The sequence below is a fragment of the Dyella jejuensis genome, from assembly GCF_044904675.1.
Classification (GTDB): domain Bacteria; phylum Pseudomonadota; class Gammaproteobacteria; order Xanthomonadales; family Rhodanobacteraceae; genus Dyella_B; species Dyella_B jejuensis.
On the sequence record NZ_JADIKJ010000018.1, the window covers coordinates 1 to 14,223 of the forward strand.

At 62.9% G+C, this 14,223-nt stretch carries 11 protein-coding genes; 7 read left to right on the top strand and 4 right to left on the bottom strand.

The window, feature by feature from the left end; all coding sequences use genetic code 11:
• The coding region (locus ISP15_RS15635) for an OmpA family protein (RefSeq protein WP_404548610.1) at positions 1 to 960 on the top strand (960 nt) is incomplete at its 5' end.
• A 76-nt stretch (positions 961 to 1,036) separates the two neighbouring features.
• Entirely contained in the window at positions 1,037 to 1,795 is a 759-nt protein-coding gene (locus ISP15_RS15640; protein ID WP_404548611.1) for a pseudouridine synthase, read from the top strand.
• Between the two features lie 128 nt (positions 1,796 to 1,923).
• On the opposite strand, the gene kbl is transcribed toward ISP15_RS15640, so the two are convergent.
• The 4 genes from kbl to ISP15_RS15660 form a co-directional block, all read right to left on the bottom strand.
• Entirely contained in the window at positions 1,924 to 3,123 is a 1,200-nt protein-coding gene (gene kbl / locus ISP15_RS15645) for a glycine C-acetyltransferase (RefSeq protein ID WP_404548613.1), read from the bottom strand.
• A gap of 133 nt (positions 3,124 to 3,256) precedes the next feature.
• A complete protein-coding gene (locus ISP15_RS15650) occupies positions 3,257 to 6,916 on the bottom strand; it encodes a DUF748 domain-containing protein (protein WP_404548615.1) in 3,660 nt (1,219 codons plus the stop codon).
• A 312-nt stretch (positions 6,917 to 7,228) separates the two neighbouring features.
• Positions 7,229 to 8,263 carry an L-threonine 3-dehydrogenase gene (gene tdh, locus ISP15_RS15655; protein ID WP_404548616.1) on the bottom strand — a complete coding sequence of 345 codons (1,035 nt, stop codon included), beginning with the start codon at positions 8,261 to 8,263 and terminating at the stop codon, positions 7,229 to 7,231.
• 132 nt (positions 8,264 to 8,395) lie between these two features.
• Positions 8,396 to 9,139, bottom strand: a complete 744-nt coding sequence (locus ISP15_RS15660; protein ID WP_404548618.1) for a hypothetical protein — start codon at positions 9,137 to 9,139, stop codon at positions 8,396 to 8,398.
• 88 nt (positions 9,140 to 9,227) lie between these two features.
• On the opposite strand from ISP15_RS15660, the gene miaA reads away from it, so the two are divergent.
• The 5 genes from miaA (at position 9,228) to hflC (ending at position 14,219) form a co-directional block, all read left to right on the top strand.
• Complete coding sequence (gene miaA / locus ISP15_RS15665; protein WP_404548731.1) at positions 9,228 to 10,175, top strand: tRNA (adenosine(37)-N6)-dimethylallyltransferase MiaA; 948 nt, start codon at positions 9,228 to 9,230, stop codon at positions 10,173 to 10,175.
• A gap of 167 nt (positions 10,176 to 10,342) precedes the next feature.
• Complete coding sequence (gene hfq, locus ISP15_RS15670) at positions 10,343 to 10,624, top strand: RNA chaperone Hfq (RefSeq protein WP_404548619.1); 282 nt, start codon at positions 10,343 to 10,345, stop codon at positions 10,622 to 10,624.
• Between the two features lie 6 nt (positions 10,625 to 10,630).
• Positions 10,631 to 11,941 carry a ribosome rescue GTPase HflX gene (hflX, locus tag ISP15_RS15675; protein WP_404548732.1) on the top strand — a complete coding sequence of 437 codons (1,311 nt, stop codon included), beginning with the start codon at positions 10,631 to 10,633 and terminating at the stop codon, positions 11,939 to 11,941.
• A gap of 302 nt (positions 11,942 to 12,243) precedes the next feature.
• Complete coding sequence (gene hflK / locus ISP15_RS15680) at positions 12,244 to 13,347, top strand: FtsH protease activity modulator HflK (RefSeq protein WP_404548620.1); 1,104 nt, start codon at positions 12,244 to 12,246, stop codon at positions 13,345 to 13,347.
• On the top strand, positions 13,344 to 14,219 hold the full coding sequence (hflC, locus tag ISP15_RS15685; RefSeq protein ID WP_404548621.1) for a protease modulator HflC: 876 nt from the start codon (positions 13,344 to 13,346) through the stop codon (positions 14,217 to 14,219). The genes hflK and hflC overlap by 4 nt, the downstream gene beginning before the upstream one ends.
• Positions 14,220 to 14,223: the final 4 nt, after the last annotated feature.

Consider the following 14,223-nt stretch of genomic DNA (forward strand, 5'->3'; position numbering starts at 1 on the left):
GACCGCAACACGCGCAGCCGCCAAGTTTTCTACGGTTTGTCGGTGGGTAAATTCATCAGCCCGAACGTTTCGGTTGAACTGTTCGTGGACCGCACCAAGCGCGATGCCGATTCGGCGGTGTTCGGCCAGGGCAACAAGTGGTCGAACAACAACTACGGCGTGTCGGCGCGCTACTTCTTCGGTGATGCGAACGCATGGCGTCCGTACCTGATGGGCGGCGTGATGGGCAGCTACCACCACAACCCGTTCGATCAGGGCTGGGCGCCGGCCGCGCAGGCTGGCGTGGGTATCTCCAAGTCGATCACGGATAGCGCGGACTTCCGCGTGGAAGCGGCTTACCGCTACGACTGGGACGACAAGACCCAGCCGGCGCGCAACGGTTACGGTGACTGGTACCTGGGCTTCAGCCTGGTGGCAAAGATCGGCGCCGTGCCGGCCGCTGCTGCTCCGGCCGCTCCGCCGCCGCCGCCGGCGCAGCCGGACTGCTCCAAGCAGTTCCGCAACGGCGTGAACCTGTGCGACAACAAGTGCCCGGACCTGCCGGAAGGCACGATCGTGGGCCCGGATGGCTGCCCGCAGAAGGTGGTGATCGACCTGAAGGGCGTGAACTTCAAGTTCGACCGTCCGAAGAAGGGCGAGACGAACATCGAGCCGGCACTGGCGGTGCCGAGCAGCGATTCGCTGGCGATCCTGGACCAGGCAGTGGATACGCTCAAGCGCTATCCGCAGGTGCACGTGACGGTGGCCGGTTACACCGACAGCGTGGGTACGCCGCAGTACAACCAGGGACTGTCGGAGCGTCGCGCGAAGATCGTGTACGACTACCTGACGTCACACGGGATCGACGCGAGCCGCCTGGAGGGGCCGATCGGCCACGGCGAGAACGACCCGATCGACAGCAACAAGACGGCCTCCGGCCGTGCCCGCAACCGTCGCACGGAACTGCAGGTCCAGCAGTAATCGGACCGCAAGCTGTACGGAAAGCCCGGCGCATGCCGGGCTTTTCATTTGGCTAACGGTTAGGCTTGCCAACCTCATGACCCCATCCCGAACCAGGCCCTTTGCTTCCGCGCCAACCAGTCCCAGGTTTGGCCTGGCCCGCGTACTCAGCAAAATGGGCGTGTGCTCTCGCAGCCAGGCCGAAAAAGCGGTACGCGAGGGCAGGGTCACCGTCGACGGCCGCGTGGTGCTGGACCCAGAACGGCCAACCGATCCCGAGCGTCAGCGCATCGGCCTAGACGGTGCAGCCGTTGCCGCCGGCAAACGGGTGTACCTGGCGCTCAACAAGCCACGCGGCACCGTGGTCAGTGCCGCGGATGAGCGCGGTCGCGACACAATCTATGCGTTGCTGGCTAAAGCGGGCTTGCCATGGCTCGGTCCGGTTGGACGCCTCGACAAGGCCAGCGAAGGGTTGTTGCTGCTCAGTAATGACAGTATCTGGGCTGCGCGGCTCACCGATCCGCGCTATCACGTGGACAAGACTTACCACGTGCAGATCGACAGCATCCCAAGCCAGGCTGCGCTGGAGCAGATGATCGTGGGCATCAACGCGCAAGGCGAGCATCTGGCGATGAAGCGGGTTTCGGTGCTGCGCACTGGCGAGAAAAACGCCTGGCTGGAAGTCGTGCTTGACGAAGGCCGTAACCGCCATATCCGGCGCTTGCTGGAAGCGCAGGGCATCGGCGTCTTGCGCCTGATCCGCATCGCCATCGGCAGCTTTGCCCTTGGCGATCTAGCCAAGGGGCAATGGCGGCATCTGAGCGCAGAAGAAGTCGCCTCCCTGCAAAACCATTGAAGAGCCGCCGCTTGTCATGGCGCTACCGAAAAAAGACGACGTCACGGCGCGCCTGCCTGCGCTGAGCGAGGAAATATATTAAATAACGCTGCCGTGGCCCCCTGCACAAAGAGAGGGCCACCTCACCGTCATGCGCCAATGATCCCGAGCGAACGCCCTGCCTTGGTAAATGCCGCAATCGCCTGGTCCAGATGCGCCCTGGTGTGCGCCGCGCTCATCTGGGTACGAATGCGAGCCTGCCCTTGCGGCACCACCGGATAAAAGAACCCTGTGACGTAGATGCCTTCTTCCAGCAACGCCGCTGCCATCGCTTGCGCCTTCTTCGCGTCGTACACCATCACCGGCACGATCGGATGTACGCCGGGCCTGATATCGAAGCCGGCCTTGGTCATCTGTTCGCGAAAATAGCGGGTATTTTCCTGCACGCGCTGGCGCAGGTCGCCGGCTGAGCCGAGCATGTCGAACACTTTGATCGCTGCGGCCACCACGTGCGGCGGCAGCGAGTTGGAGAACAGGTAAGGACGCGAGCGCTGGCGCAGCATCTCGATAACTTCCGCGTGGCCGGTCGTGAAACCTCCCAATGCGCCGCCCAGCGCTTTGCCTAGCGTGCCGGTGAAGATATCGATCTTGTCCATCACGCCGTGCACTTCCGCCGAGCCGCGGCCGTGGGGACCGAGGAAGCCGGTGCAATGGCATTCATCGATATGCACCAGTGCGTTGTACTTGGCCGCCAGCGTGGTGATTTGGTCCAGCGGCGCGATAAAGCCGTCCATCGAAAAAGCGCCGTCGCTGGTAATCAGCTTGGTGCGTGCGCCGGCGGCATCGGCGGCTTTCAATTGTGCTTCCAGGTCGGCCATGTCGCAGTTGGCGTAGCGAAAGCGCTTGGCTTTGCACAAGCGGATGCCATCGATGATCGACGCATGGTTCAACGCATCGGAGATGACCGCGTCTTCCTCGCCCAGTAATGGCTCGTACAGGCCGCCGTTTGCATCGAAGCAGGCGGCATACAGAATGGTGTCTTCGGTGCCGAAGAACTCGGCGATTTTCTTTTCCAACTGCTTATGCAGGTCCTGGGTGCCGCAGATGAAGCGCACCGAGGCCATGCCAAAACCATGCGTGTCGAGCGCCTGCTTGGCCGCCTGGATCACCTCGGGATGATCGGCCAGCCCAAGATAATTGTTGGCGCAGAAATTCAGTACCTTGCGCCCGCCTTCCAGTTCGATTTCGGCCGATTGTGGCGAGGTGATGATGCGCTCGGCCTTGAACAGGCCGTGTTCGCGGATGGATTGGAGTTCTTGGGCGTAACGCGCCTGGCCGGAATAAGTCATGGGGCATGCCGGGTGGGGGAAAGCGTCAATTGTCGGCTTTTCGGGCGCCGGGGGAAACCGCAAAACTCAAAATAATGCCGGCGGAGACGCCTGCGGCATCCATCGGCCTGCCAGGTGTCTCCGCGGCCCGTACTCAATGCAGCCCGAAATCATCCCGCGTAGTCTTGCCTTTGTCGTCGATGCCTTTGGCATCGAGCTTCGGTGCCAGCACGAACACGCGGCTGTCATCGATCTTGCCATGCAGATACTGCCGCACCGCGTCGGCGCGGCGTTCGGCGAGGTGGCGCAGGGCATCCTGGTCCACCGCTACGTTGGTTTCCATCAGCTTGATCATGACGTCCGGCGGCTGCGATTTGGTCAATCCGATGAGATCGCGCGGCTTTTTGAATTTGTCGTGCTTGTACGCCTTGGCCAGGTACTTGTTGTAGTCGTCGGTGCCGGGCTTCGCTGGCGCAGCCTTGGCCGCCGCAGTGCCTATGTCATCGGCTTCTTCCTTTTGAACCAGGTCATCGACCGTCACTTTGCGCAGGCCGGCTTCGTCGACCGTGGGATCGGCGCGGCCGGTAATGTCCAGTTTCAGCGAAGGTTTCTTGTCGAGCACGGTCACGATCTGCGCGAGCCGGTCATCGGCCTGCTTATCGAGCAGGTCCGAACCGGGGGCGAATTCCACGTAGCCAAGGTCCTGCTGGCCGCCGCCCATTGCCGAAGCCAGCAGGCGGAACGGCGCGGTGACCGCGCGCTTGATCAGGTTTACGAAGGCTTGCCAGATCACGCCGCCGAGACTGAAGTGAGGGTCGTTGAGCGAGCCTGAAACCGGGACGTGGATATCGATATTGCCGTTGGAGTCTTTCAATAGCGCAACGGCCAGCTTCACCGGCAGGTGGCTGATGCCCGGGCCTTGCATGCGATCGCCAAAGGTGAGCTGGTTGAGCACGATGTGGTTGTCGGCATTCAACTTGCCCTGGTCGAGCTGGTAATGCACATCCATGGTCAGCCGGCCCTTGGTGATCGGGTAACCGGCGTATTTGCCGGAATACGGCGTGAGATGGGTAAGCTCCACGTCGTTCGCGCCCGCCTTGATATCCAGGAACGCAACCGGCGTCAGCGGATTGATCGTGCCGTTGATATTCACCGGCGAATTGTCGTCCAGCTGGCCCTGCAACGTGACATCCGCCGGTGCGCCGCCGCTGGCCGTGCCAAACGCGCCGATCTTGCCGGCGAGCTGGGTGATGTTGGCGGTGTAGTTAGGCTTGATGAAATTGTCGGTGTAGTTGAGATTGCCGTTGGCCAGCGTGATCTGCCCGATATGGATGTCAGCCGGTGGCGCGGCTACCGTGCTGGCGTTGGCCAGTGCGGCAGTGGTGGATGTGCCGCCAGCGGGCGCGGGAGCCGTCAGCCTGGGCGGTGGCGGAGCGGTTGCTGCGGGCGCCGGACCGTTCTGCGCGCGCGTCACTGACACCGGTGCCTCGGCGGGATTGGTCACCACATCCTGCACGTTGAGGCGTCCGTTTGCGTTGACGATGACGCGCGCGTAGAAATCGTCCAGCGCAAGGCTGCCAATATCCACCTGCGGGGCGCCTTCGCCGATGCGTACTTTCATGCCGCTGGCCGCCAGCGAATTCCAGCGCAGGAAATCATCGCTGGTGACCTTGTCCAGCACATGCACGCGCCCGAGCACCAGGCGACCCTGGTAGCCGATCAGCGGCTCGGGCTGGTGGTCGCGATAGCGCATGCGCCCGTTCGCGCTGAGCAGCGCGCTGTCCACGCGCACGTTCAGCGGCACCTTCGCCAGCGATTCGAACGGTGCCACGTTCAGTCGCGTGGCGAGGATGCGCAGGTTTGCATCCATCGGCCGCGGCCTGACGTTGCCATCGATATGGAATTTTCCGCGGCCGATGCTGCCACTGAGATCCAGCTTGACCGGCTTGTGCATATCGTCGGAAAGCTGGTCGATGCCGAATTTGTCGGCATTGATCACGATCCGGCCGTCTTTGCCCGGAATGCTGGGATCGCTAAGTGCAAACGTGCTGCCGTCCACGCCGACGTGCGCGATACTCCAGTGCCATGCGGACGATGTGGCTGGTTTTCTGCCTGTATGTGGCGCAGGCGAGGATTTCACCAGGCCGGCAAGATCGATGTCGCCGTTTTTCAGCCGTCGTGCGTCGATCTTCAACCCTTGCAGGGTCACATCGTCAAGCTGGGCCATGCTGCTGCCCAGGTCGAGGTGGTGGATCTGCGTACTCAACGCATGCCATGCCACGGGCTTGCGGCCGTGCTGGTCCAGCGCGAAATCGTTCACGGCGAGTTGGCTGCCATCCATGTCCAGCGCCAGCGCCTGGCTCCAGTCCACCTGCAGATGAGCGTCGCCATCGAGCGTGCCGCTGGCGACCTGCGCATTGAGCATCGGCGGCGCCATCGCCACGAGCGGCGTTAAGTTCACGCCGCTCAGGCTCACTTCGCCGTTGAAGCGGCTGACGCTCATGAATAGCTGGCCGGCAGCATGCAGATTGCCCCCAGCCAACCCGGAGGAGAGATCGATCGTTGCTGGTTGAACGGAAACCGTGGAAAGATTGCGAATGGTGCCGTGCAGGTTGTCCAGGGCGATTTGCGCAGGCTTGGGGCCGCTGCGATCGGCATAGTCGAGCGTGCTGTTTTGCAGCGTCAGCACGGCAATCTGCGCATCGGTCGGCGGCGTACCGGGCTTCGGGGGCGGTTGATGCTTGCCCATCAAGGCATCGAAATCAGTCATGCCGCCGGCCAGCTTGACGTAATGCAGCCTGGCTTGGTCCAGCTCGATCGTGCCGAAGTGATAGCGCGACAACAACGGCTGCACGTCGGTGAGCATGGCCGAGCCATGGCCAAGTTCCAGCATCGGCGTATTGTCATGCGTGGTCATGGCGAAGTTGTCGATTTGCAGCTGTCCCTGCAGCAGCAATTGCCCGGTCGGCCGGGACTGGATGAAGTGCAAAGCCAGCTTGCCGGACAACAGGCCGGCAGGGATATTCGCCGGCAACGGTGCGGGCACGTAAGCGAGGTATTTCGCCAGGTCCAGATGATCCATGCTGAAGCCGATCACCGATTCATGGCTGTTGGCGAACGGCTTGGTCTGGCCCTGGATATGCAAAGGACTGCCGTCCACCCGCATGGCCAGCAACGGCTGCACAAAGATATCCGTGTCATGCGGCAGATTGGCGAGAAAGGGAATGCCCAGCTCGATCTGGTCGACACGATGCGTGGCGTTCTGCACCTTGTCATCGAAGGTGATCTCGCCACTGTGCACGCTGATATTGGACAGTGCGAAACGGGTCGGCGCAGCCTGGGGATCGGCCGGCTTGCTGGCAAAGCGCTGCACGATGTCGGTGAAGTTGAAGGCCTGCGGCCCGGTACGAGTGATATGGATTTGCGGGTGCTGCAGCGATAATTCATCCAGCACCGGAGCCATGCGGAACACCGAGCTCCAGGATGCGTTTATCACCAGGCTGTCCACATCCACGAAAGATGAGGCGCCATCCCGTTCGCCGATGTGCAACGTGTCCACCGCAATCCGCAGCGTGTAGGGATTGACGTGGATCGCGCCGATCGTTACCGGACGATCAAGTTGGGCGCCAAGCTGCTTTTCCAGCTGACTCTTGATCACGCCCGGCGCTATGAAAAAGCCGAACAGGCCGAACACTACCAGCAGGATGAGAATGATCAGCGCCGCGATGCGCAGGCGATGGGATCGATACAAGCCCATCGCGTGTCCGCGTCCGGCTTCCAGCCATGCATTGGGTGATGCGTTCCGGTTTGCCATGCCGTCGATGCTCCCGTGACATCGCGGACCGACCATGCCCGGCAGTCGCCGTGCACTTCCCTAAGCCAGAAACTCATGTCGGCACGCCCGTGGCGGGAGTGTAGCGCGCGTCGGCAGGGCGTTGCAGCTTTGCTCTCGTCAGCCTGCGGGCCGTTGCACATGCCTGGCTTTTTGCGGCTTCCTTTCCTCCTGCGGAAAGGCAAAGGCAGGCAGTCGTCGCGCGATGGAGCGGGCCCAAGCGGGCTTTTGAGGCCTATCGCAACATAAGGCCATCATTCGCCTCCTGGAGAGGAGGCGAATGAAAAGACTTCGTTAATGCCAGGAACAGACCACCTTGCCGCAAACGCCGGCATCCATCAGATCGAAGCCTTTCTGGAAATCGTCGATGTGGATTTGATGGGTCAGCACCTTCTGCAGCGGGAAGCCGGTCAGCACCATCTGAGTCATCTTGTACCAGGTCTCGTACATGCGGCGGCCATAGATGCCTTGCAGGGTCAGGCCCTTGAAGATCACCTTGTCCCAATCGATGCCGGCGCCCTTGGGCAGGATCCCCAGCAACGCGACCTTGCCGCCGTGGTACATGCAATCGAGCATGTCGTTGAAGGCGCGCTGGTTGCCGCTCATTTCCAGGCCCACGTCGAAGCCCTCCATGTGCAGATCCTTCATCACGTCCTTCAACGACTGGTTGGACACGTTCACCACGCGCGTGGCGCCCATATCGGCAGCGAGCTTCAGGCGGTAATCGTTGATGTCGGTGACGACCACGTTGCGCGCGCCCACATGCTTGGCGATGCCCGCGGCGATGATGCCGATCGGGCCGGCGCCGGTAATCAGCACATCCTCGCCCACCAGATCGAATTCCAGCGCGCAATGCGCGGCGTTGCCGTAGGGATCGAAGAAGGCCGCCAGCTCGGAAGGGATCTGGTCCGGAATCGGCCACAGGTTGGAGGCCGGCATGCTCATGTACTCGGCGAAAGCGCCATTGCGGTTCACGCCGATGCCAATCGTGTTCGGGCACAGGTGCTGGCGTCCCGCGCGGCAGTTGCGGCAATGGCCGCACACGATGTGGCCTTCGGCGGAAACGCGGTCGCCGATCTTGTAGCCGGTAACGCCAGGGCCGATCTCCACGATGCGACCGACAAATTCATGGCCGATCGTGAGGCCCGGCTTGATCGTGCGCTGGGACCACTCGTCCCACTTATAGATGTGCAGGTCGGTGCCGCAGATCGCGGTCTTTTCCAGCTTGATCAGCACCTCGTTCGGACCGACTTCCGGCACCGGCACCTCTTCCATCCAAATGCCTTTCTCGGCGTGGCGCTTGACCAAAGCTTTCATCGTTTGCGGCATGGGATACATCCAGGGCGGGCAGGGAAGGGAAGCAAGCGCCGATTATATCGACACGCCCACCGCATGCCTTAGTGCGCTGCAACGCGGTGCCGCAGTCCGCTGCCGTGCCATGCCCGCGTTCGACCGAAAGTTCTACAGATCCAGCCGGTCGTAGCTGCGCTGGAACACGATCGGTTCCTCCACGTTGGCAGTGGTCCACGTCTCGGTCACGGTCAAGTGATGGCCATCGGCCGAACGCACCCAGGCCTGATCCAGCCGGGTGCCATCATCGAAGGTCATGGAGACCTGCATGCCGTCCGGGGTCAGCTCCGTCCGCACCTGGGCGCTGCCATTGAGCGATTGGCGCGTGATGCCGTCGAACCGGGTATCGAGCCGATCCGTGTTGTTGAAGTCCACCTGCATGCCTTTGCGGTCCTGCTGGATGTTCAGCAGCGCATCGTCGGCGAGTAATGGCGGTGTAGGGTCTTTATGCGGTGCACTGTTGCCGCTGGACTGATCCTTGGCGTCATGGCTGCCATGCCTGCCGCCGCCGCCCATGCCGTGGCCTCCTCCCATGCCACCCATGCCGCGGCCATGTCCACCGGAAGGGCTGGATGATGACGATGGCGCCGCACTGGAACTTGCACCGGCCGGACGCGACGAAGGCGCCTGCTCGCGTCGTATCTGCGCATGCAAGCGTCGCGTGATAGTGGCGGGGCTGTCGCTCTGCTTGTCATTCAATTGCCAGATGCCGGTGAAGTCCATTCCGGATGGCCTGGTTTGCGCAGCCACGTTGCGGATGCACAACCATCCGGTGGCAAGCAGCAGGCAGGACGAAACAAGGGCTATCTTCGAGAGCGACAGGGACGATGTCATGGGAAGGGGCACGGTTTTCATCAGCGATGGCTCCGGATTTGAACGCACGAGCCGGCGCACAGTGCACACGCGCCGCATCGCCAGCAAGATGGACCACTACACTATGACGATGCCTGCCGATCGTCGCCCGCTCGCCATATTCCTGATGGGCCCGACCGCGTCGGGCAAGACCGCATTGGCATGCGCCTTGAGCGAGCGGTTTCCGCTCGGCCTGATCAGCGTCGATTCGGCATTGGTCTATCGCGGCCTGGAGGTGGGCGCCGCCAAACCCGACGCGGTCACCTTGGCTCGCTATCCACACGAACTGATCGACATTCGCGATCCCGCCGAGCCCTACTCGGCTGCCGATTTCGCCGCCGATGCGCAAGCCGCCATGCGCCGTATCGGCGAGAGCGGACGCATTCCATTATTGGTGGGCGGTACCGGGCTGTATTTCCGCGCCTTGCAGCGAGGCTTGTCCAGCCTGCCTGAAGCAGACGCCGGCCTGCGTGCGCAACTGGCGGAAGATGCGGCCGCGATCGGCTGGAACGGCATGCATCGCCGGCTGGCCGGCCTTGATCCCGCCGCGGCCGAACGCATCAAGCCCGGTGACGCGCAGCGCATCCAGCGTGCGTTGGAAGTGATTGTGCTGACCGGGCAACCACTCAGCGCCCAGCAACACGGCGGACGAGGAAAGCCGTTTCCCTGGCGCGTACTGAAACTGGCGTTGCTGCCCGGACAGCGCGCGCCCTTGCATGATCGCATCGCTCAGCGTTTCGACCAGATGCTGCGGCACGGCCTGCTCGAGGAAGTGCGCGCGCTACGCCAGCGTGGGGACTTGCAGCCCGACCTGCCGGCACTTCGCGCGGTGGGCTATCGCCAGGCGTGGGAGCACCTGGATGGTCGCTACGATGCGGCAGAGCTGCGCGACCGGGGCATTTTCGCCACCCGCCAATTGGCCAAAAGACAGATCACATGGCTGCGCAGCGAACTGGATGCGCGGGCGCTCGATCCGGAGCGATCCGAACTCCTGGCGCGTTCGAGCGACGCGGTACAGTTATTCCTGGGCCCAAACTGAGCAATGCGTGTGAAGCCAGTGACTTGGTTTTGTTATCTATTTGTCACGGCTGACAAAACTCTTTCATCGGTGATTTAAAAGCGGTTAACATTCCAGGGAACTCGGGCCGGGGTGTCGTTGACGCCGATTTTTTTCGGCCCATCCGATGGACAAGGGGGAGAACAAGAATGTCAAAAGGGCAATCCTTGCAAGATCCATTTCTGAACGCATTGCGCCGCGAGCGCGTACCGGTCGCCATCTATCTGGTCAACGGCATCAAACTGCAGGGCACGATCGAGTCGTTCGATCAGTTCGTGGTATTGCTGCGCAACCAGGTGAGCCAGATGGTATACAAGCACGCCATCTCCACCGTGGTCCCAAGCCGCAACGTGCGTGTCGGCAACGGCCATGAAGGGCATGACGGCCACGAAAGCCACTTTGAACACGCGCCAGCTGAAAGCGAAGGTTGATCCACCCTGTTCGATAGACAAAAGAAAGGCGAACGAGCCGTACTGGTCCTGCCGCACTCGCGGGGGGAAGGCGACGCGAGCGAGCGGGCGGAAGAATTCATCGAATTGGTGAAGTCGGCCGGTGCCGAAGTGCTCGCATGCATTGCTGCGCGCGTGGAAGCGCCCAATCCTCGCTATTACATCGGTTCGGGCAAGGCCGACGAGGTCGCCGAGGCCGTGCGTGCCTTCGAGGCGGACCTCGTGCTGGTGGATCACCTGCTTACGCCGGTGCAGGAGCGCAATCTCGAAAAGCTGCTCAGCACCCGCGTGGTCGACCGCGCGGGCCTGATCCTGGACATTTTCGCGCAGCGTGCCCGTTCCAACGAAGGCAAGATGGAAGTGGAACTGGCCCAGCTCAAGCACCTGGCCACGCGCCTGGTGCGCGGCTGGACCCATCTGGATGCCCAGCGCGGCGGCGCCATCGGCAATCGTGGCCCGGGCGAAACCCAGCTCGAAACCGACCGGCGATTGCTGGCCGAACGGGTCAAGATGCTCAGCAAGCGACTGGACAAGGTGCAGACCCAACGCAGCCAGCAACGGCGTGCGCGTTTGCGCAACACGGTGCCGCGCGCGGCCTTGGTGGGCTACACCAACGCGGGCAAATCCACCTTGTTCAACGTGCTGACCCAGGGCGAGGTCTACGCCGCCGATCAATTGTTTGCCACGCTCGATCCCACGGTACGCAAGCTCGACGAGCTCAGCTGCGGCCCGGCGGTGCTGGCCGATACCGTAGGCTTCATCCGCGAATTGCCCCACGATCTGGTGGCCGCCTTCCGCGGCACGCTGGCCGAGGCGCGCGATGCAGACCTCCTGCTGCACGTCAGCGATGCGGCAGACGAAGAGCGCGAGCGGCTGCATCAGGTGGTGGACCAGGTATTGGAGGAAATCGGCGCTGGCGATGTGCCGCAGCTGCATGTCATGAACAAGATCGATCTTGCCAATGGCGAGCCGCGCATCGTGCGTGATGGCGATGGAATGCCGTGCCAGGTGTGGCTATCGGCGGCTACCGGTGCCGGCCTCGATCTGCTGCGGCAGGCCCTGGGCGAACTGCTCGGCGGCGAGCGCGTACAAGCCGAGCTGCGCCTGCCGCTTTCGGCAGGACGCCTGCATGCCCGCCTGCGCGCCGCCGGTGCCATCGCCGAGGAATCGGTGGACGAGGACGGCTGGCGTTTGCGCATCGATGCGCCGCGTAGCGTGCTGGCGCCGCTGGCCGGAGGGCAGGGAGGCGATATGGAACCGCTGCGTGGGCTATTGGGAAGTCCCGACGAGACCTTGTAGCACCGCACTTTGTTTCCCCACTGCGGCCGGGAGCCGAGGTCAGGGACGCCTGCGCCAACGCCTGCTCCGAGCGTTCGCTGCCGCAAGCTTGTCGCGCGCGTCCGACCCGTTCTTTCCGAGGGCAGAACCCACGCGCGCCTCGCGTCGGCCTCCTGCCGTTTGTCTCTGATAGAATGCGACCGTTTGTGCGCGACGCCTTTCCGGCGCTTGCACGTCCCACTACCCGTCACCATGTCCCATCCTGCACAGAGCGTTTTCCGGCCGTTATCGCCGGCCTCCCAGCGGCCCCAAGGAGACTGACCATGGCTTGGAACGAACCCGGCAACGGGCAACGCGATCGCGACCCATGGAACAAGAACAAGCGCAGTCCCGGCAAGCCGGGGGTCGAAGCCGCGCTCAAGCCATGGCTCCGCCGGCTCGGCAAGCTGGGCGGGCCGGGCGGCTTGCTCACCATCGTGGTGGTCTTCGTGCTGGCGTGGCTGCTGATGACCAGCTATGTCGTGATCGGCACCGGCCAGGTCGGTGTCGTGCAACGCTTCGGCGCCTACGCACGCATCGTGGGGGCAGGCTTCCACCTCAAGCTGCCGCTACCGGTGGAAACCGTGCAGCCGGTGGCGACTTCGCGCGTGCGTGCCATGTCCGACCAGGTCCGCACGCTGACTCGCGACGAAGACATTGTCGCGGTCGACTTCAACGTGCAGTACCAAGTCACCGACCCGCAGAAATACCTTTTCACCACGCGCGATCCCGATGGCACCCTCAACGAAGCGGCGCAGGCCGCAGTGCGCACGGTGATCGGTGCCCAGCCGATGGACGATATCCTCACCGGCCAGGGCGACGGCAATAGTCCCCCGGCGACCCTGGCCGCCCTGCAGCAACAGGTGCGCGATCACTTGCAACACACGCTGGATGCCTATGACTGCGGCCTGCAAGTCACCGACGTGAGCTTCCAGTCCATTACCCCGCCGCCGGAAGTGAAGGATGCCTTCGACGACGTGGTCGCCGCGCGCCAGGACCGCCAGGGCATGGTCGACCAGGCGCATGCCGGCACCAGCCAGGAGATTCCAGCTGCCGAGAGCGACGCCAAGCGCGCGGCCGCCGAAGCGGATGCCTATAAGACCCAGCGCATCGCGCGCGCCCAGGGCGATGCCGAGCGCTTCAACCTCATCCTCAAGGAATACCGCGCCGCGCCTGACGTCACCCGTCGCCGGCTGTGGCTGGAAACCATGGAAGAGATCCTGCACGCCAGCAACAAGGTGATTGATGGCTCGGACGGACACAGCGTCATCCATATCGATGGTGACCGTGCCGAAGCGCCGCCAACCGCCAACCTGCCAGGCGTCGGCGCTGTCGCTCCGCCGGGCGGCACCTTCGGAGATGACGCGGAGAAAGGGAAGCAGCCATGAAGACTACTGCCGCCATCATCCTTGTTCTGCTCATCTTGCTCGGCTTCAACAGCTTCTACACGGTCGGCGAAGGCCAGAGCGTGCTCGTGCTGCAGTTCGGCAGGATCCTGCGCACTGACCACGAACCCGGATTGCACGCCAAAGTACCGTTGCTGCAGCAGGCGTTGACGCTGGACGATCGCGTTCTCTCCTTCGACGGGGCGCCGCAACGTTATGCGACTTCCGACAAGCAGAGCATCAACGTCGATTTCTACGTGAAGTGGCGCGTCGCCAATGCCGGCGATTACTACCGCGCCACGGGCGGCGATGAACTGCAAGCCGGACAGCGCCTGAGTCCCATCGTCAGCAACGCGCTACGCGGCGCCGTAGATGCGCATACCCTGCAGCAGTTGGTTTCCGGCAGGCAGGACGATCTGCTCGCCAGCGCACTGCGGCAATCCAGCCAGGAAACGCAGAAGATGCTCGGCATCGCCGTGGCGGACGTGCGCATCACCAGCATCGAATTCCCGGATGACGTCAAGGCCGCGGTCTACAAGCGCATGCAGACCGAGCGCCAGCAGCAGGCCGCGGCCATCCGCGCCGACGGCAAGCAGCAGGCCGAGACGATCAAGGTCAATGCCGATGCCCAGGCGCAGGTGATTCGTACCAATGCCGAGAGCGCCGCGGACAAGGTCAAGGGCGAAGGCGATGCGCAGGCTGCGCAGATCTATGCGCAAGCCTATGCGCAGGATCCGGATTTCTTCGCTTTCTACCGCAGCCTGGATGCATACCGGAAGGCCTTCGGCGATGGCCGGGGCACCATCATCCTGAAACCCGATTCGGAATTCCTGCGCTATTTCGGCAATCCGTCGCCAGCGCCGGCGCATCGTTGAGTAC